Annotated in this window: 16 protein-coding genes and 1 tRNA gene; 2 read left to right on the forward strand and 15 right to left on the reverse strand. The window is 48.6% G+C overall.

What is annotated here, in order from left to right:
* Positions 1-93 precede the first annotated feature (93 nt).
* The 8 genes from BZJ19_RS00710 to BZJ19_RS00745 all read right to left on the reverse strand — a co-directional run bounded on the left by BZJ19_RS00710 (position 94) and on the right by BZJ19_RS00745 (position 9,765).
* A complete protein-coding gene (locus BZJ19_RS00710) occupies positions 94-396 on the reverse strand; it encodes a ComEA family DNA-binding protein (RefSeq protein ID WP_201249159.1) in 303 nt (100 codons plus the stop codon).
* A 170-nt stretch (positions 397-566) separates the two neighbouring features.
* Positions 567-2,447, reverse strand: a complete 1,881-nt coding sequence (gene ppiD / locus BZJ19_RS00715) for a peptidylprolyl isomerase (protein WP_077674262.1) — start codon at positions 2,445-2,447, stop codon at positions 567-569.
* A gap of 168 nt (positions 2,448-2,615) precedes the next feature.
* Positions 2,616-2,888, reverse strand: a complete 273-nt coding sequence (gene hupB / locus BZJ19_RS00720) for a nucleoid-associated protein HU-beta (protein ID WP_069590554.1) — start codon at positions 2,886-2,888, stop codon at positions 2,616-2,618.
* A gap of 188 nt (positions 2,889-3,076) precedes the next feature.
* Positions 3,077-5,449 (reverse strand): endopeptidase La, encoded by a 2,373-nt coding sequence (gene lon / locus BZJ19_RS00725; protein WP_077674263.1) that lies wholly within the window; start codon positions 5,447-5,449, stop codon positions 3,077-3,079.
* Between the two features lie 144 nt (positions 5,450-5,593).
* On the reverse strand, positions 5,594-6,871 hold the full coding sequence (clpX, locus tag BZJ19_RS00730) for an ATP-dependent protease ATP-binding subunit ClpX (RefSeq protein WP_077674264.1): 1,278 nt from the start codon (positions 6,869-6,871) through the stop codon (positions 5,594-5,596).
* A gap of 265 nt (positions 6,872-7,136) precedes the next feature.
* A complete protein-coding gene (gene clpP / locus BZJ19_RS00735) occupies positions 7,137-7,760 on the reverse strand; it encodes an ATP-dependent Clp endopeptidase proteolytic subunit ClpP (protein ID WP_077674265.1) in 624 nt (207 codons plus the stop codon).
* A gap of 278 nt (positions 7,761-8,038) precedes the next feature.
* On the reverse strand, positions 8,039-9,343 hold the full coding sequence (gene tig, locus BZJ19_RS00740; protein WP_077674266.1) for a trigger factor: 1,305 nt from the start codon (positions 9,341-9,343) through the stop codon (positions 8,039-8,041).
* A gap of 345 nt (positions 9,344-9,688) precedes the next feature.
* Positions 9,689-9,765 (reverse strand) — tRNA-Arg (locus BZJ19_RS00745).
* 324 nt (positions 9,766-10,089) lie between these two features.
* On the opposite strand from BZJ19_RS00745, the gene folD reads away from it, so the two are divergent.
* On the forward strand, positions 10,090-10,947 hold the full coding sequence (gene folD / locus BZJ19_RS00750) for a bifunctional methylenetetrahydrofolate dehydrogenase/methenyltetrahydrofolate cyclohydrolase FolD (protein WP_077674267.1): 858 nt from the start codon (positions 10,090-10,092) through the stop codon (positions 10,945-10,947).
* 38 nt (positions 10,948-10,985) lie between these two features.
* Here the strand turns inward: folD and BZJ19_RS00755 are convergent, their stop codons facing one another.
* The 4 genes from BZJ19_RS00755 to BZJ19_RS00770 all read right to left on the reverse strand — a co-directional run bounded on the left by BZJ19_RS00755 (position 10,986) and on the right by BZJ19_RS00770 (position 15,419).
* The gene (locus BZJ19_RS00755; protein ID WP_077674268.1) at positions 10,986-12,233 is read right to left on the reverse strand and encodes a response regulator; all 1,248 of its coding nucleotides are present in this window, start codon (positions 12,231-12,233) and stop codon (positions 10,986-10,988) included.
* 216 nt (positions 12,234-12,449) lie between these two features.
* Complete coding sequence (locus tag BZJ19_RS00760) at positions 12,450-13,670, reverse strand: response regulator (protein WP_235608115.1); 1,221 nt, start codon at positions 13,668-13,670, stop codon at positions 12,450-12,452.
* A 64-nt stretch (positions 13,671-13,734) separates the two neighbouring features.
* The gene (gene rfaH / locus BZJ19_RS00765; RefSeq protein ID WP_077674269.1) at positions 13,735-14,232 is read right to left on the reverse strand and encodes a transcription/translation regulatory transformer protein RfaH; all 498 of its coding nucleotides are present in this window, start codon (positions 14,230-14,232) and stop codon (positions 13,735-13,737) included.
* Positions 14,233-14,363: 131 nt separating this feature from the next.
* On the reverse strand, positions 14,364-15,419 hold the full coding sequence (locus tag BZJ19_RS00770) for a response regulator (RefSeq protein ID WP_077674270.1): 1,056 nt from the start codon (positions 15,417-15,419) through the stop codon (positions 14,364-14,366).
* A 536-nt stretch (positions 15,420-15,955) separates the two neighbouring features.
* Between BZJ19_RS00770 and BZJ19_RS00775 the strand changes: the two genes are divergently transcribed.
* Complete coding sequence (locus BZJ19_RS00775) at positions 15,956-16,555, forward strand: Yip1 family protein (RefSeq protein WP_077674271.1); 600 nt, start codon at positions 15,956-15,958, stop codon at positions 16,553-16,555.
* Between the two features lie 113 nt (positions 16,556-16,668).
* Here BZJ19_RS00775 and purF read toward each other — a convergent pair whose 3' ends face one another.
* From purF to BZJ19_RS00790, 3 genes are all read right to left on the reverse strand, one after another.
* Positions 16,669-18,183, reverse strand: a complete 1,515-nt coding sequence (purF, locus tag BZJ19_RS00780; protein WP_077674272.1) for an amidophosphoribosyltransferase — start codon at positions 18,181-18,183, stop codon at positions 16,669-16,671.
* A 31-nt stretch (positions 18,184-18,214) separates the two neighbouring features.
* A complete protein-coding gene (locus BZJ19_RS00785) occupies positions 18,215-18,712 on the reverse strand; it encodes a CvpA family protein (RefSeq protein ID WP_077674273.1) in 498 nt (165 codons plus the stop codon).
* A gap of 61 nt (positions 18,713-18,773) precedes the next feature.
* Complete coding sequence (locus BZJ19_RS00790; RefSeq protein ID WP_077455686.1) at positions 18,774-19,319, reverse strand: SPOR domain-containing protein; 546 nt, start codon at positions 19,317-19,319, stop codon at positions 18,774-18,776.
* Between the last annotated feature and the right edge of the window lie 4 nt (positions 19,320-19,323).

The raw sequence follows: 19,323 nt of genomic DNA on the forward strand, positions 1-19,323 counted from the left end.
TGACGGTAATGGAGTCATTGTGTGTCTTGGCAGGCAAAGACTCAAGCCCTATTCGCGCAAAGGTTGTGCAAAACCTTTGCGCGTGGGGGTCACTTAGACTTTGATTCGATCCCGGTTTTTCTTTAACGTCGCGCTCCCAATCCCTTTAACCTTAATCAAATCATCCGGTGCGCGAAAAGCGCCGTGGTCATCGCGATATTCGATGATCGCGGCGGCTTTTGATGGCCCCACGCCCTCTAACTTTTCGGCGAGAGTTTTTGCATCCGCGGTGTTGATATTGACCTGTATAGTCTGCGCTTGAGCTGCCGCAGGAGTCGCGCTCTCATCCGCGCTCCACGCTGTGGGCGCCAAGACCAAAGAGAGAGCAAACATTAGGCAAGTGAGTAGCTTTTTCATCAGATATCCTCTATTGATTAATTTTCGCTCTCAACCTACGCCACTCCTACACGCCTTGCATGCGCTCAAAAAAAGAAAAACGACGCAGGACAAAAGTCCTACGCCGTTTTTGTTGTTTCACACACTTTGCTGCGAGAGACATCTAACTCTCGCGGTGTGCCGTTATCCGCTTATTGGCTGTCTGAGTCCGCGTAATTGACATCCACTTGGTTACGTAACTCTTCCAAGGTTGCCGACAAAGACATGTTGCTCATCGCACGGGCAACACGGGCTGCCATTTGGCTTTGCGGGCTAATTTCAGGCACCTCTGGCTCAATCACTTTATCCAGTGCCACAACCACTACATTACCTTGCTCATCCGTAGTCACCCCGTAGCTCGAGGTATCCGCTTCCGGCTTAGGTAAGGTAAAGGCCAGTTCAGAAATCGCAAGTTGTTGAGCAACACGGTTTAAGGTTTGTGGCTCGCTGAATGTATATTCACTGTCAGTCAGTGCACCATTAGCTTCAAGCTGTGTCAGCAAAGCATCTGCTTGCTCTTGTGCTTGTTGCTGGCCTTTTTGTGCGGCCAGGGTCTGTGTCACCTGATCCTTCACTTCATCAAAGCTCAGTTGTTTCTCAGGTTTGACATCATCCAAGCGGACCACAATGGCATGTTCACCTGAAAGCTCTATCAGTTCCGAGTTCAGGCCATTTTCACGTACGTCATAGCTATCCAGCGCTTGTTGCACTTCTGGGCGTGCCATTACCCCTTGCGCTTGCTCTGGGGCAAAGAAGTCAGTGATTTGTACCTTACCATTGATTGCAGCAGCAGCTGGCTCAAGACCATTGGCATCTTCAAACGCGACTTCGGCAAGCTTCGTTGATTGAGCATAGAAACGATCAGCCGCGCGCTCTTGCTGCAGCGCAACGCGAATATCCTCTTTCACCTCACTCAGTGGCGTGATATCCGCAGCATCGATGTCATCTAGACGAATGATGTGATAGCCAAAATCTGATTTTACTACTTGGCTATAGTCACCCTTGTTGGCTAGCGCATACGCCGCTTTTTCAAACGCAGGATCCATCACACCTGGCTCAATCCAATCAAGTGATCCGCCCTGTTCGGCACTGTAAGTATCATCAGAGACTTGCTGTGCCAGTTCACTAAAGTCTTCGCCTTGATTTAAGCGCTCAAGTGCTGCCTCAGCGCGGGCTTTGGCATCGTCACCAGTCCCTTCAATAAGGATATGACTGACTTTGCGACGCTCTTGAGAACCATACTGCGATTGGTTTTCTTGATAGTAAGTGGCAATGTCTTCGTCAGTGACTTGGATATCGTCAGCCAGCCCTTCACCGGTTAACTCCACATACGCCACTTTAACCATACGCGGTTGCACATAGTCGTCTTGATTGGCTTGATAGTAAGCTTCAAGCTCTTCGTCTGACAAAGACACCTTGGCAGCAAATGCATCAACCGGCAGCGTGATAGTACGTACTTCACGGCTTTGCGCTTCTAGACGGTAGAGGCTTTCTAGCTCACTCGGCAGAACAAACTCCGAGGCTTGCAATGCCGTAAGCAGCTGCTGACGTACTAAGTCAGTCCGTACATAGTTGGCAAACTCATCCGCGCTTAACCCAGTCTGGCGCAATGCGGCTTGATAGCGCTCATTGTTGAATTGTCCGCCTTGACGGAATTGCGGCATTGCACGAATGGCATCTTTGACTTGCGCGTCACTGACTCGTAACCCGAGCTCACTGGCTTCATGTTCAAGCAAGAGATCGTCAACCATCCGATCGAGAATGTTTTGACGAAAACGCTTCACATACTCAGGATCACCCAGTAATTGATTGAACAGCTCACCGGCTTGCTGCTGCATGCGCGCGCGTTCGTTTTGGTATGCACGTTCAAGCTGTGCACGACTAATTTCTTTATCGCCTACCGTTGCCGCGGGCGGGTTGGAACCCCCTGCCAGATAGCTGCCGACCCCGGCAAAAGCAAAGGAAAAGATAATAAGGCTTAAAATGATCTTCACCGCAAGGCTGTTGGTGCCTTCGCGTATACGTTCCATCATAACTGGCCGGTACTCCAACTGATTTGGGCTGGTGGTTTGTCAACTAAAAAGGCGCATCGAATGATGCGCCTTTACGCTCTTCTTGCCGGATTATACGCGGTTGTTATTGGCTTTGCAGCTCTAACACCCAGTCAAACTTGAATAATTCGGCAATGGCTCACGCTGTGATTAGTTCACGGCGTCTTTCAGTGCTTTACCTGCTTTGAAGCCAGGTACTTTGGCGGCAGCAATTTGAATCTCTGCACCGGTTTGCGGGTTACGGCCAGTACGCGCTGCACGCTCGCGTACAGAGAAGGTACCAAAACCTACCAGAGCGACTTGGTCACCCGACTTCAGCGTATCAGAAACCGCTTCTACGAAGGCATCCAGTGCACGGCCCGCCGACGCTTTAGAAATATCGGCACCCTCTGCGATTTGATCAATCAGTTGCGACTTATTCACTTTTTCATCCCCTTACAATACTTCTCCGCAAATCCCATTCTTTTGCGGTATTAATAAAAGACGCTTTATCGACGAAAGACGTTGAAAGCTTCCTCGCCCACCCCATGCGGGCCAAGGCTTCGACTTAACGTTAGCTAGCAAAAAAAACGCTGACAAGCCTTTTGCGGTCTGTCAGCGTTTTACGTTGCTTAATTTTGCTGCATGTCACTCTTTTCGGGCTTAACTAGCTCAATACCGAGTGGATTGTTTTCCAACGCAATGGTCAAAACCTCATCGATCCAACGTACAGGATGAATATCGATTTCTTCTTTCACATTGTCAGGAATGTCCTCAAGATCCCGTTCATTCTCTTTTGGGATCACCACGGTTTTGATGCCACCACGACGTGCCGCCAGCAGTTTCTCTTTTAAGCCGCCGATAGGCAGTACTTCACCGCGTAGAGTAATCTCACCCGTCATTGCGACGTCAGAACGGACTGGGTTACCGGTTAAGCTCGACACTAGCGCCGTACACATAGCGATACCTGCGCTCGGGCCGTCTTTAGGCGTTGCCCCTTCAGGAACGTGCACGTGAATATCACGTTTTTCGTAAAAGTCGCTATTAATTCCCAACTTATCTGCACGGCTACGCACCACAGTCATGGCTGCCTGCACAGACTCTTGCATCACATCACCCAACGAACCTGTGTGGGTGAGTTTGCCTTTACCCGGCATCGATTCAGTCTCGATGGTCAGTAGGTCACCGCCCACTTCTGTCCACGCAAGTCCTGTCACCTGACCAATTCGGTTTTGCTCATCGGCTTTACCGTAGTCAAAACGGCGCACACCCAAGTAGTCTTTCAAGTTATCCGCGGTGACCGTTACCGCTTTAAGATCTTTATCCAGCAAGATCTCTTTCACGGTTTTGCGGCACAGCTTCGAGATTTCACGCTCGAGGTTACGCACGCCCGCTTCGCGCGTGTAGTAACGAATAATGCCGATAATGGCAGAATCTTCGATGGTGATCTCGTGAGGCTTCAAGCCATTGCGCTTCACTTGCTTGTCAATCAAGTGACGTTTCGCGATATTCAGTTTTTCGTCTTCGGTGTAGCCAGACAAACGAATAACTTCCATCCGATCTAATAACGGGCCAGGAATATTCATGGAGTTCGACGTTGCCACGAACATGGTGTCTGACAAGTCGTAATCCACTTCCAGATAATGGTCGTTAAAGGCGTTGTTTTGCTCAGGATCGAGAACTTCAAGCAATGCCGAAGACGGGTCACCACGCATATCCGATGACATTTTGTCGATTTCATCCAGCAAGAACAGCGGGTTGCGAACACCAACTTTCGCCATTTTCTGGATTAATTTACCCGGCAGCGAACCTATGTAGGTACGGCGGTGACCACGGATTTCCGCTTCATCACGCACTCCACCCAACGCCATACGGGTATATTTACGCCCAGTGGCGCGTGCAATCGACTGTCCCAGAGATGTTTTACCTACCCCTGGAGGGCCAACCAAGCACAAGATGGGACCCTTTAGCTTGTTCATTCGGTTTTGCACTGCGAGGTACTCAAGGATGCGGTCTTTAACACGCTCCAAGCCATAATGATCGGCATTGAGTACTTCTTCAGCTTTGGCGAGATCTTTTTTCACCTTAGAACGCTTGGTCCAAGGCACACTGATCATCCAATCGATGTAGCTACGCACAACGGTCGCTTCTGCCGACATTGGCGACATCATCTTCAGCTTCTGCAATTCTTGCTCGGTTTTTTCTCGAGCTTCTTGCGGCATTTTAGATTCTTCGATTTTCTGCTTCAGCGCTTCAAACTCATCGGGAGCATCGTCCAGCTCACCCWACTCTTTTTGGATGGCTTTCATCTGCTCATTGAGGTAGTACTCGCGCTGGCTTTTCTCCATCTGCTTTTTCACGCGGCCACGAATACGCTTTTCGACCTGCAGCAAGTCAATTTCTGACTCCATCATGGTCATCAAGTATTCAAGGCGCTCAGCGATGTCGATAATTTCGAGAACTTTTTGCTTATCTTGTAGTTTTAACGGCATGTGAGCCGCGATGGTGTCAGCTAGGCGAGCAGCTTCTTCAATCCCATTCAGTGAGGTTAACACTTCCGGTGGGATTTTCTTATTCAGCTTGATAAAGCCTTCAAATTGGCTGATCGCAGTACGAACCAATACCTCTTGCTCACGTTCGTCCATGGCTGGCGTGGTGAGATACTCGGCTTCCGCCGTAAAGAAGTCGTCTTCGCTAAACCGGTCGATACGTGCACGTTGCATCCCCTCAACCAGCACCTTAACCGTACCATCCGGAAGTTTAAGAAGCTGAAGGATCGTCGCCACCGTACCAACGGTGTACAAGTCAGAGATGCTCGGGTCATCGGTGGCGGCATCTTTTTGCGCCACCAACAGAATTTGTTTGTCATTGTCCATCGCCGCTTCTAAACAGCGGATCGATTTCTCCCTTCCCACAAAGAGTGGTATCACCATGTGAGGATAAACCACCACATCCCGAAGTGGCAGCACCGGAATTTCAATGCGCTCGGAACGCTCCAAGTTCATATGCTTCTCTCTTCCGTTCAATCTGATTAAGAGTATATGGGGACTGTTGGACAGGTTTCAACGGCTCCACCGCCAGAAAATAAAAAAGGGAGCAATCACTCCCTTTTCTTTTACCACTGATAAGGTTACACGCAATACTCGCGGTTACTCACCACCAGCTGCTTGGCTATCAGCGTGTTCATATATCAATAGCGGCGCTGACTCACCACGGATCACTGATTCGTCAATCACCACCTTGCTTACTTCTTTACTCGATGGCAAGTCGTACATAGTATCCAACAACACAGCTTCCACGATTGAGCGTAGACCGCGAGCACCTGTCTTGCGTTCCATAGCTTTCGTAGCGATGGCACGAAGTGCATCATCACGGAACTCAAGCTCAACACCATCTAACTCTAGCAATGCACTGTATTGCTTGGTTAGCGCGTTTTTCGGCTCTCGCAAAATCTGCACAAGCGCATGCTCGTCCAATTCTTTAAGCACCGCAGTGACAGGTAAACGGCCGATAAACTCAGGGATCAAGCCGTATTTGACCAAATCTTCTGGTTCAACTTTACCGAAAAACTCGTCCGCTGACTTGTCGCTTGCACCTCGGACTTCTGCACCAAAACCGATGCCAGACCCCTTATCGACACGCTGCTCAACCACTTTATCCAATCCAGCGAATGCGCCGCCACAGATAAAGAGGATTTTCGAGGTGTCGACTTGCAAGAACTCTTGTTGCGGATGCTTACGGCCACCTTGAGGTGGAACCGATGCCACCGTGCCTTCGACCAGTTTGAGTAGGGCTTGCTGCACACCCTCACCCGATACGTCTCGCGTGATCGATGGGTTATCGGATTTGCGTGAGATTTTGTCAATCTCATCAATATATACAATACCGCGCTCTGCTTTGGCGACATCATAGTCACACTTTTGCAGCAGCTTTTGGATAATGTTTTCGACGTCTTCACCTACATAACCTGCTTCGGTCAATGTGGTGGCATCCGCCATGGTAAATGGTACATCAAGGAAACGCGCAAGCGTCTCAGCCAGTAGGGTTTTACCACTACCCGTCGGGCCTATCAGCAAGATATTACTTTTGCCAAGTTCAACGCCGTCGGCGCTTTTATCGCCATTACGCAAGCGTTTGTAGTGGTTGTACACGGCAACCGACAGTACCTTTTTGGCTTGCTCTTGGCCGATCACATAATCATCCAGATGCTCACGGATTTCACGCGGTGTAGGAAGGGCATCCCCTTCACGCTTTGGCATCACTTCTTTGATTTCTTCACGGATGATGTCGTTACATAGGTCAACACATTCGTCGCAAATGTAGACCGATGGCCCAGCAATTAACTTGCGAACTTCATGTTGGCTCTTACCACAGAACGAGCAGTAAAGCAGCTTGCCGCTTCCACCGTCTTTTCGCTTGTCTGTCATTCGCTAACCTCTTTGGGGCGTTTGCCCATCGTTGCCTTTTGTTGAGTTTACAACAAATCGGCCACTTTTTCCGACCCGACATCCGCTTACATGTGTGGGAATGAGAAGTTATCCTCTCATTTCAATGCATAGCGGTATACCTTTTCTACTTGGCGCAACAACACCGGATTCCGTGCGCTCCAGCATTACACCCATTTTTGGATGTAACCCGGCGTGCCATGGTCTGTTCCGCTGTCACGCCAAGCATGTGGGGTATTCGTCTGGTTTAATCTCGTTGATTGAGTACGGCGTCAACCAAGCCATAGTCCACCGCTTCTTGAGCAGACATGAAATTATCGCGGTCCGTATCACGTTCGATAATCTCCATCGGCTGACCCGTATGCTCTGCCAGCAAGGTATTCAGGCGATGCTTGGTTTTGATCATTTCTTTGGCATGGATTTCAATATCTGACGCCTGCCCTTGGAAACCGCCAAGTGGTTGGTGAATCATCACGCGTGAGTTTGGTAGGCAATAACGCTTACCTTTTGCGCCACCCGCAAGCAGGAAAGAGCCCATTGAACAGGCTTGACCTGTACACAGTGTGCTCACATCCGGTTTGATGAACTGCATGGTGTCATAAATTGCCAYACCGGCGGTCACTACACCACCCGGGGAGTTGATATACAGATAAATATCTTTTTCTGGATTCTCCGACTCCAAGAACAACATCTGGGCCACAATCAGGTTGGCCATTTGATCTTCTACTTGGCCAGTTAGAAAAATGATGCGTTCTTTCAACAGGCGGGAGTAGATATCGTAGGAACGCTCTCCTCGCGATGTTTGTTCAACCACCATGGGAACCAAAGCATCCATGATGGGGGGCATTGCGTGTTTATCTTGATTGCTCATAGCGTAATATCCCTAATCGAATTCGTTAACTCTCGCCTTAACCAAGGTTTAGCATAAAACGCTGTAACAGGTCACTAAAATGTTATGTCGTTGATCGCAGCTGGATGATTCATCGACAATTTTCTAAGCAAAAGTTACCTTCGCTATCGCATGATTGGCGGACAGTCGAATAGAACCTTAGACGGAAAAAATGGCCCAAATGACAAGTCATTAGGGCCATTTTATGCAGATACATGAACGGGGTGTCAATGACAACACCCACGTTTTTTATTGCGCTTTTACGCTTGTGGTGCTGCGTTCATCAGATCGCTAAAGCCAACGTTAGCTTCAGAAACCTTCGCTTTACCCAACAGCGCGTCGATCGCTTGCTCTTCAAGCGCGACATTACGCATGTTTTCCATCAGCTTCTGATCTTTTTCGTAGTAAGCAACCACTTCTGCTGGATCTTCGTATGCAGAAGCCATTTCTTCGATCAGAGCTTTAACTCGCTCGTCGTCTGCTTCAAGCTCTTCTGCTTTGATCACTTCACCCAGCAGCAGGCCAACGCTAACACGACGTTTGGCTTGTTCTTCAAACAGCTCACGTGGCAGTTGTGATGCACTGTCCATGTTGCCACCAAAGCGTTGAGCCGCTTGCTGACGCAGAACATTGATTTCTTGATCGATCAAGGCAGACGGTACGTCGATTTGGTTTTGCTCAACCAAGCCGTCAAGGACTTGCTCTTTGATCTTGTTTTTGATCGCTTGCTTCAGCTCGCGTTCCATGTTTTTACGGACTTCGGCTTTCAGACCTTCAACGCTGCCATCCGCAATACCGAAGCGCTGAACGAATTCTTCAGTTAGCTCTGGCAATTCTTGCGCTTCGACACTGTGAAGTTTGATCGCGAACTGCGCCGCTTTACCTTTTAGGTTCTCAGCGTGGTAGTCTTCTGGGAAGTTGACGTCGATAGTGAATTCTTCGCCCGCTTTTTTGCCAACCAAGCCGTCTTCGAAACCAGGGATCATGCGGCCTTGGCCCATGACTAGCTGGAAGCCTTCCGCTTTACCGCCTTCGAACTCTTCGCCGTCAATGGTACCTGTGAAGTCTAGCGTTACACGGCTATCTTCTTTTACTTCACCGTCAGCTTCAACCCAGTTCGCTTGCTGCTTACGCAGGGTAGTCAGCATTTCTTCAACATCGCTGTCTTGTACTTCTGCGTGCGGTTTTTCAACTTCGATCGCTTCCAAACCTTGCAGTTCAACTTCTGGGTACACTTCAAATTCAGCGTTGAATACCAGATCTTTACCCGCTTCATTCTCTACCGGTGTAAAGGTTGGCGCGCCTGCTGGATTGGTTTTCTCTTGGATGATGGCTTCGATGAAATGACGCTGCATTACCTCGCCCAGCACGTCTTGGCGTACTGCATCGCCATACATGCGAGAAACCATTTTCAAAGGTACTTTACCTTTACGGAAACCATCAAAACGACGATTTTTAGCAATGTTGCGTAGCTCTTTCGTGACTGCGTCTTCAATGTTTGCAGCAGGCACAGTGATGGTCATTTGGCGCTTTAGGCCTTCGGTGGTTTCAACGGTAACTTGCATTATAAAATTAACCTCAAATTTACTCAGGGGTACTGAGTGATGTTGACCAGTTTTTACTGGTGTCATCATCCGAGCTATGAATCCGTCATAGCCCCTGCGAATCCGGATACACGCAATTGGCGTATCGAGCTATCTCATCCGAGACTGAAAATTAAGACGCGCTATTATAGCGGCACCCGTCAACTGAGTCGAGACAAGGGGCGACCGATGGCGTTTCAATATCGAAATTGGGGTGATATCTCACAATTCAACCGGGCAAGATCACATCTTTTTGTGTTTTTGCACTGTTTGGTTAGCTTTTGAGCAGAAATGGGAGATTATCTTCACTAGCGAAAACAAGAGAAATGGCACGCCCTACAGGATTCGAACCTGTGACCCACGGCTTAGAAGGCCGTTGCTCTATCCAACTGAGCTAAGGGCGCAAAATAGATATGCAGCGGGGATTATAAAGCGAGGTCAGGCGTCGTCAACGGTTTTCACCGAAATGTCTAATCAGTTGCTCAAAAGCACGCCAGTTCGCGAGGCATAAAAGCCCTTTTGTGTGGTGTGCCTCCAACCGATATAAGGCGATATCTGGCACAACACCTCTGTTTTACAATGACGTTGACGGTTCATCTGCCACCAAACCACTAAAAGCAAACCACTAAAAGCAAACCACTAAAAGCAAACGTTTGCGCAATAGCTTTTACGTCCGAAGTTTGTCACAATATCGACCCGTTTTTTGCTCTCTTAGCCAAAGGATACTTATGGCCGCACAAATCATTGATGGAAAACTGATCGCGCAAACGGTGCGTCGAGAAGTCGCAGCACGTGTTGCAGCCCGTAAAGAAGCGGGACGCCGTGCACCCGGGCTTGCCGTGATTTTAGTGGGTGACGATCCAGCGTCACAGGTTTATGTGGGCAGTAAGCGTCGCGTCTGTGATGAAGTGGGCTTTGTCTCTCGCTCTTACGATTTGCCGTCAACCTGCTCTCAGCATGAATTACTGACGCTGATCGATACACTCAATGATGACGACACCATCGATGGTATTTTGGTGCAACTGCCTTTACCTGCGGGCATTGATGCGACCCCTGTCCTTGAACGTATCCGCCCCGACAAAGACGTCGATGGCTTCCATCCTTACAATGTGGGTCGTTTGTGCCAACGTATGCCAACCCTGCGTTCCTGCACCCCAAAAGGGATCATCACCTTACTTGACCGCTACAACGTACCTTTGCGTGGCAAACATGCCGTTGTGGTCGGTGCCTCAAACATTGTCGGCCGTCCGATGACACTAGAGTTGCTCCTAGCCGGATGTACCACAACCACTTGCCATCGTTTTACCCAAGATCTCGAAGCGCATGTAGGTCAAGCCGATGTGTTAGTGGTCGCCGTCGGTAAACCTAAATTTATTCCCGGCGAGTGGATTAAGCCCGGTGCGATTGTGATTGATGTGGGGATTAATCGCATGGATAACGGCCAGTTAATCGGTGATATTGACTATGACGTGGCATACGAAAAGGCAAGCCATATTACGCCTGTTCCCGGCGGTGTTGGCCCAATGACGGTGGCGACACTGATTGAGAATACCTTGATGGCCTGCGAGCAATACCACGACGCCTAATCGTGTCATAATGAGAAGCCGGCTGACCGCCGGCTTTTTTACATCAACAGCGCCGGTTCCGGCTCCGACACTTTAACGAGTTGGTTACGCCCCTTGGCTTTGGCTTGATATAAGCAATGGTCAGCACGTTGGATCAACTGATGGACAGACGCATCGCCGTGCACCATGCCAATGCTCACCGTAAACTTAAACGCCTGATCGTAAGGTGTCCACGTTGTTGCCGCTAGCTCTTCTCGCATCGCGTTTAGGCGGGCCTCAAAGCCTTGGTCATTGTTACCGTACAGTACACAAAACTCTTCACCGCCAAATCGTGCAACCAACGCATCTGGGAAATAACGATTCAACACTTTGGCCAACTCAATCAGCGCAATATCGCCAATCTGATGACCCAAGCTATCATTCACTTTTTTAAAGTGGTCAATGTCAATCAAGGCTAGTCCTCGTGGGCCATTATTTTTCCGCGTTTGAGGATGCTCAAAAAAGTAACGACGGTTCCAAGTTTGGGTCAAATAATCGGTATTTGCCAAATGAAACAAACGCCTTTCTGTATCCAGCGCATTTAATGTGCTGTGCAAACGGCAGTAAAATTCCTCTTGATTAAATGGCTTTGCCAGAAAGTCGTTCGCACCTGCTTTGAGAAAACGAGCCGTCAAACTCGGATCGTCATCGCCAGATAGACCAATAATGGCTAGCTGACCATCGACTTTGTGCTGACGGAGTGCTTTGACCAGTTGTACCCCATCCATTTCTGGCATGGTGTAGTCAGTGATCACTAATGAAATACGCGGGTCGGCACGCACCATCGCGAGTGCTTCCTTTCCATCTTGCGCATCCATCACATTTAAATACTGGCGCTCCAGTAAGCTACGTACATAACGACGCGAGGTCAGCGAGTCATCCACCACCAATACATGATGTTGCTGGTTTTTCTCGAGACGATGCAGCAACGGTGCAATTGATGAAACACAAGCTGGGCTGTCTTTGGGGATGTAATCAATCACAGTCTTCGCAAGCACGCGCTCCCGCGTACGTGCATCCATCATGGCCGTTAACACAATGACTTTGATATCGAGTGACAAGCACACATCAATGATTTCACCGTCCTGACCGTCGGGCAAACAATAATCCAGTATCGCGCAAAGAAAATCTGTTTCTTGATTCAGAATCGTTTCTGCTTGTGCGATCGAACTTGCAATACAGGGAATATAACCGGCTTTACGGATTTCAGTTTCAAGTAACCGTCTGAAAGGTCGGCTATCTTCCACAACCAACACTTTGTATTCCATAAGCAAAGCACCATATCTGGCATAAGTTGTGCGCGAGAAATGCGCAATTTGGGCAAGAAGCGGCCAAGGTTACGCTTAATCAAGAGGTTGAATGTTAAATATGATGGCAAATCTCAACATTGAGACGTTTTTATACCTAGTGAGGGGACAGAGACGATTGTTTGTGCCGAAAAAACGCTCAAATTGTCTGTTTTAAAAGTCAGGCTGTCAGCTTTATTACGATAGTGCGATCAGGCAATTCCGTCCCATTTCTTTGGCTTGATACAAGCCTCGGTCCGCATCATGCAATATGGATTCAATCCCACCTTGCGCAGAGACAACACCTATACTGACAGTGACCGTTATTTCAAATCCAGAGACAGGAATGATGATGTCCGCTTGCTCTTGTCGATAGCGCTCTAACGCCTGTTGAAAGATAGACTGCTCTCGAGTCGATAAGACACAAAATTCTTCACCACCTAGCCGCGCGACTAAATCATTCTCGAAGTGTGCACTTAGCGTTGCCGCCACGTGAGACAGGACCTCATCGCCAACATGATGTCCATACTGGTCATTGATGCGCTTGAAATGGTCAATATCAATAATAGCCAGATGTTTAATCTCCTCATCTGGCAGCTTCTCGCACTGAGAAAAAAAGTAACGTCGATTCCAAAGTGCCGTTAAAAAGTCGGTATTGGCTAATGTAAATAAACGCCGCTCGCTATCGATCGCGTTTAGGCAAGAATGCACACGGCAATAGAACTCTTCTTGATTAAATGGCTTTTGTAGATAGTCGTTTGCACCCGCCTTAAGGAAACGGGGCGTCAACGTATCATCATGGTGGCCAGATAGCCCGATGATTGCGAGCATAGCGTCTTCATGATGCTTTCTGATCTGATGGACCAAGGCGATCCCATCCATGTTTGGCATCGCATAATCAGTAATAACCAAGGTAATCCCGGGCGTCATCGATAGCATAGATAGCGCCTGCTCACCGTCATTGGCTTCATGGACTTTGAGATATTGGCGTTCAAGCGTAGCCGCAACATGTTTTCGTACAGAGGGGGAGTCGTCGACAATTAGCACTTGGTGATCTTTATTGCGCGATAATCGCAACAGCAATTGACAGACTGCCTGCACACAATGGCTGCTGTCTTTCGGTATATAGTCAATCACCGGCTTAGCAAGCACTTGCTTGCGAATTGTCTCCGTTTGAGAAGCCGTCAAGACAATGACTTTTAGATGGTTGGCAAGACAAAGATCGATAACCTCACCTTGTTGCGCGTCAGGCAGGTTATAGTCGAGAACCGCGCACAAAAAGTCGGCGTCTTGATTCAGAACCGCTTCTGCATCGGCCATACAGGCCACTGCCACGGTCGCTAAGCCATGCTGACGGGCTTCGTACTCGACCAACATCCGAAAAGCGCGGCTGTCTTCAACGATCAGCACCTTTTCCACACATTCCCCCGCTACCTCGATCGTGTCCTTAGATAGACAGTGTAGCAGTCATGTTCGGCGTGGATTAGACAGCTTTGACGTAGCGATTATCTACGCGCAACTCCGTTTGCTTGTTGAGAATTTTGATCAGCAAAATAGAGCGCATCTCGCCGTCTTTTTCCTTAAAAATTGCTTCCGCCCCTTCAAATTGCCCCGCTTGGATCGTGACCGCTTGGCCGGGTTTAAAGCCATCATTAAGCTTGTCACGCTGCTCGTCGCTATCTTCCATGATCATAAGCTGCTGGATAAGCGATTGGTCAACTCGAATAGGATGTGCGCCTTGGCGAACAAAATCGACCACGCCTCGCGTTGAGCGGACGGACGTGTATTGCACCTCTTCAGGATCGAAGTGAGCAAACACATAATTAGGAAAAAGGGGCTCTTCAACTTGCTGGCACTTACCACGGCGAAGCTTCTCAACCGTGACGATGGGATAATAACAGTCTACGCCTTGGCGCTTTAAGTTTTGCTCAGCGCGTTGTTGTTCCGCGCGCTTGCAGTAGAGCAGATACCAATGCTTCATGTCGTTCTGTCCTTGAAATCGGCTTTCGCATTACGCCATTTAATCATAGCAGCACAGCGACATGAGTATACGGATGTTAACACAACGCAGCAAGGCACAAGCCCCATTATACCGAGGCTCCCGCACTATTTTTATGCAATTCTTTGGATATCAACACTAAAGCTGTTAAGTCCAACTTCGCTTAGTGACACACGTGCATCGCCCGCCCCCATGTCAACATATTGGAACTGGCTGTGAATGGCATCTTTCCCTAACCAGTGCGCGCTATGCAACAAACTGGTCGCGCCACAACTATCAACTGTCGCGGTCAGTCCCGCAGGAAAGATCTCTAATTGATTGTCAGCGGTATTCAATACCCCAAACATGGCACGGATTGGCGCCGCATACGAGGAAGCCCGAATCGCATCTTCGATTCGTTTTACCAAAGTGAGAAAGCCACGTTCATTGACATCTTGGGTACGCACAAACTCATTAAAGAATGCCCGGATCATTAACGTCGTGGCCGTTCCATCCTCTCCCGCCGAGGCAGAATCGACAACGTAAAAGGCCATTTTCCCACCCATCAGCCATGTGTAATCTAGCACAATCGGATTCGCATCGGCCGATTGTAGCGAATGATAGGACAAGCGCCATGCACCTTGTTGGGAGTCTGGCTCAGGCATCAGTCCCATTAAAAGCTCTCGCGCGCTGCCAGGGTTATGCTTCAGCGCATCCAAGTGCCACTTGAGTTCATTCTCTGAGGCACCGCGGTCAGCATCTTCACACACTTTGAACCATTGCTGACTAAAATCGTCATTCGCGTGTACATCATCGTCGGCGTCATCAATCACCGTCTCAATGGCTTTTTTGACCACATTGATGTCTTCTATCGGTTTAATTAGAAAATCTTTCACACCAAACCGTAGTGCTTGGGCAACATCCGCCATTCCTCCTGTACCAGAGATAACAATCATTGGCAACATGGGATACTCCACACTCACTTCTTCCACAAACTCAAGGCCGGTCATAACGGGCATAGATAAATCGCTAATCAATAAGTCTGGAATGGATTGACGAAGCGCTTGCAACCCCTCTAATCCGTTTTCAACCTCACGCACTATTGCACCCTCACGCTCGAGAAATGACGCAATCATACGGCTAAACACGGGATCGTCTTCGACGATCAAAATTTCTTTATTATGCAACACGATGCTCTCTCCTCCAGGACTGCAAAGCAGCGGCTGTCTCCCATTCGACATTACCCGATAAGAATAGTTGAACTCAGACTCTCAGGACGATAATAATGATAATTAAATCGACAATGGGATATAAACAGCTGTTTAAAATGGAGTTTTTATTACTACTTTGCTAGACATCTCACTCAAGCCAACGGTCGGCAGCATAAAAAAGGCTTGTAAATCAATTACTCTATCACAGTACGCTACTCGGTATTAACACGATAAAAAGTCTTTCTGAAACATGAAAGCCATCACACAACACACGTCAAATGCCTACGTTTAGAGGCAGGCCCCACACTTTCTGCCTGTATCGTGCTTACAGGTGTAGCGCGCCTAATCTGTTCTACAGTGCGAATACTTGCATATTCAACCCTTTCCGACTAGATGTTAACTATATGTAAAGTAAATTGGCGTCGGTTAATCACAGTGCATGGACAGTCTCAAACTGGGCAACCTTTTTTGTGGTGGCGCTTGCACGGATTCAGGAAGGATAAGTGGGGGTAGCTATGATTTTAAGTCATCTTCTCGGGTTGTATACGCACCCGAAAAAAGAATGGAAGACCATTGGCGAGCGTCATGAAAGCGCATCACACAGTATTGGTCATGCACTGTTATTGGCGCTGATCCCGCCAGTTTGCGCTTATTACTCCAGTGTAAACATCGGTTGGAAAATCGGGGTAGGAGAACCGATCTTTCTCACTGCACAAAGCGCATTGTTTATCGCCAGTGCAATGTACCTAGCACTAATCGGTGGTGTATGCGCGCTTGCCTACCTCACGTTGTGGATGAGTCGAACCTTTGGGTCCGCTCCCACCTATACCCAATGCTTGGAGTTGGCAGCTTACACCGCTACACCAATTTTCATGGTTGGACTAGCAACCTTATATCCAGTTGTGTGGTTTGTGATGATTATCGGGCTCATAGGTATCGCCTACTCGGTATATTTGCTCTACACCGGTGTACCCATTCTTATGGAGATTCCTGAAGAGCGCGGCTTTATTTACGCAAGTTCGGTGGTCACTTGCGGTCTGGTGTTGCTGGTCGCCATTTTGGCATCGTCGGTGATTCTGTGGAACGTTGGAATTGGGCCTGTGTTTACGCACTAGCATGGTGATGAACAGGGCGGCCAGCGTCTAAATGCGTTGACGCGTGCCATCAAAGATAAAAAAGCCGCATCGAATGCGGCTTTTTTCGTCATTATCACGCTATCCACGGGCTTTTAGCTTTCGTTGTGGATCTCTAAATTGGCAAGCTCTTGTTGTTGTTCACGAACCGTTTTTGCATCATCGCTACGTAAGCTTTGTACGTACTCCAAATACGCTTGGTCAACATCATTGGTCACGTACTCACCACTAAACACAGAGGTTTCAAAACGTTCTATGGCTGGGTTCGCCTCACCGACAGCAGCAACAAGATCGCTTAGGTCTTGATATATCAAACCGTCGGCACCAATCAGTTTGGTAATTTCATCCACTTCTCGTCCATGAGCAATCAGCTCATTGGCACTGGGCATATCAATACCATACACGTTGGGGAAGCGCACTTCTGGTGCTGCGGAGGCGATATACACTTCTTTCGCGCCGGCTTCACGCGCCATTTCGATGATCTGCTCCGACGTCGTACCACGCACAATCGAGTCATCAACCAATAAAACACGTTTATCTTTAAACTCCGAGCGAATTGCATTGAGCTTGCGGCGTACTGATTTACGGCGCATTTGTTGACCGGGCATGATAAACGTGCGGCCTACATAGCGGTTTTTTACAAACCCTTGTCGATAGGGCTTGCCGAGCACCTGCGCAATTTCGAGCGCAATATCACAGGACGTTTCAGGAATCGGGATGACCACATCAATGTCCATTTCTTCCCATTCACGCTGTATTTTCGCACCCAACTTTTGTCCCATACGAACGCGCGCGCCATACACCGAAATTTTATCGATAAACGAATCAGGGCGAGAGAAATAAACGAACTCAAAAATACACGGGTGCAAACTTGGTGAGGCTGCACATTGGCATGTGTGAAGTTGGCCATCGAAAGTAATGTAGACGGCTTCACCCGGGGCCACATCACGAACAAAGTCAAAACCAACCGCATCAAGTGCAACCGACTCTGAAGCCACCATGTATTCAACTTGGCCTTGCTCTTCACGCTTGCCCAAACACAGGGGACGAATACCATGCGGGTCACGGAAGGCAATCATGCCATGACCAATAATCATGGATACCACCGCGTAGGCACCCGATACCTGCTCATGCACCGAGCGGACGGCAGCAAACATATCATCGGCGGTAAGCGGATGTGACACAGCGTTAGAAAGCTGGTGCGCAAGAACGTTGAGGAGGATTTCAGAATCTGAGGTGGTATTTAGGTGGCGGCGGTCTTTTTCAAACAAGGAATGACGGAGTGCTTCTGCATTGGTCAAATTCCCATTATGCGCCAAGGTTATTCCATAGGGAGAGTTGACATAAAATGGCTGCGCTTCTGAGGCACTAGAACTGCCGGCGGTTGGATAACGCACATGGCCAATACCGACATGACCTTGTAAACGTTGCATATGTTTGAGTTGAAAAACATCCTTCACCAAGCCGTTTGCTTTGCGAAGGCGGAAACGATTGTCGTCGATGGTGACAATCCCGGCTGCATCTTGGCCGCGGTGCTGTAGCACCGTTAACGCATCATAGATGGACTGGTTGACCGGATTGGCCCCTACGATTCCAACAATACCACACATGTCAGCTATTCCTTGTTACGCGTAAACCAGCCTAAGACCCCGCGATCTTAGGTAAGAAACTGGAACTGTTCTCGAGGTAGTTAAAGAACCATTCAATAACTACAGCAAAATTAGGAATCAGTTCAGATTGTCCCCATGCTTGGGTTTTTGATACTGACGTAAACGCATCCAAGAAAAACAAGACTGCGGCGACAATCAATACCCCACGAACACTTCCGAACACAATCCCCAACACTCTATCTGTCCCTGATAGTCCTGTTTTTTGCACTAACTGGGCAATCACATAATTGACCACTGCACCCACAATGAGGGTAGCAATAAACAGTAAGGCAATGGCGGTTCCGTTGCGAATCACCGCATCCTGTATGTTGGTGAGATACACCGCAAGTTGCGGATAAAATTGGCTGGAGACAAAAAAAGCACCAAACCAAATAACCAAAGACAGTGCCTCTTTGACAAAGCCTCGGATAACGCTAACCAACGCCGAAAAACCAATGACGCCAAGTATCAGGTAATCAATCCAAATCATGTTATTCACTTGCTCGAGACGCGCGCATTCTAACAGAAAAAATGCTCACGCAAACGTTTTCTTATTGGGTAAGTGGGTCAAATTTGCGCAACTGCCCTTTCAACCCGGTGAGAGATTCTAAGTCTGCCAATTGAGATTCCAGCGTATTTTTAGACACATTTGGGCCTACAACCACTTTGGCAAGGTCATCAGGTTTCAGATCCCGTGGCAAAATATGGGCTTGGTAACCTTTCTCACGTAATTGGCTAACCAAACGGCGCGCATTGTCCTGATTGCGGAAGGTACCAAGGCGAATCATCCACGCGCCATCTGCTGTGGCGATCGACTCAGATGCCGTTGAGTCAGGGGTCGTTTCACGCTGGTTTGATGCGCCCCCTTCTTCGTCGGTTGTTTTTACCGAGGTGTCAGGCACAGCAACATCAGCCACCTGTGGTTCAGCAATCGGGGTTTCTGTCACAGAAGCATCAAAATCATCGCGCAGAGGAATACTTTGATAGCTCTCTTGATAGTGCTCTTTTTTGCCATCCAGAACATCTGGCAAAAAAATCACCCCCATTGACACCAATACCAGCGTACCGACTAATCGTTTTTGCAACTTACTGGCCACATCG

The organism is Salinivibrio proteolyticus (assembly GCF_001996165.1).
Taxonomy (GTDB): Bacteria; Pseudomonadota; Gammaproteobacteria; order Enterobacterales; family Vibrionaceae; genus Salinivibrio; species Salinivibrio proteolyticus.

What these genes read in the sequence shown, in the direction of transcription:
- rfaH (WP_077674269.1), bottom strand. Translation starts at nt 14,232, where the DNA reads ATGAAGCATTGGTATCTGCTCTACTGCAAGCGCGCGGAACAACAACGC.
- ppiD (WP_077674262.1), bottom strand. Translation starts at nt 2,447, where the DNA reads ATGATGGAACGTATACGCGAAGGCACCAACAGCCTTGCGGTGAAGATC.
- BZJ19_RS00710 (WP_201249159.1), bottom strand. Translation starts at nt 396, where the DNA reads ATGAAAAAGCTACTCACTTGCCTAATGTTTGCTCTCTCTTTGGTCTTG.
- BZJ19_RS00785 (WP_077674273.1), bottom strand. Translation starts at nt 18,712, where the DNA reads ATGATTTGGATTGATTACCTGATACTTGGCGTCATTGGTTTTTCGGCG.
- clpX (WP_077674264.1), bottom strand. Translation starts at nt 6,871, where the DNA reads ATGACAGACAAGCGAAAAGACGGTGGAAGCGGCAAGCTGCTTTACTGC.
- purF (WP_077674272.1), bottom strand. Translation starts at nt 18,183, where the DNA reads ATGTGTGGTATTGTTGGAATCGTAGGGGCCAATCCGGTCAACCAGTCC.
- BZJ19_RS00755 (WP_077674268.1), bottom strand. Translation starts at nt 12,233, where the DNA reads ATGGAATACAAAGTGTTGGTTGTGGAAGATAGCCGACCTTTCAGACGG.
- folD (WP_077674267.1), top strand. Translation starts at nt 10,090, where the DNA reads ATGGCCGCACAAATCATTGATGGAAAACTGATCGCGCAAACGGTGCGT.
- BZJ19_RS00775 (WP_077674271.1), top strand. Translation starts at nt 15,956, where the DNA reads ATGATTTTAAGTCATCTTCTCGGGTTGTATACGCACCCGAAAAAAGAA.
- tig (WP_077674266.1), bottom strand. Translation starts at nt 9,343, where the DNA reads ATGCAAGTTACCGTTGAAACCACCGAAGGCCTAAAGCGCCAAATGACC.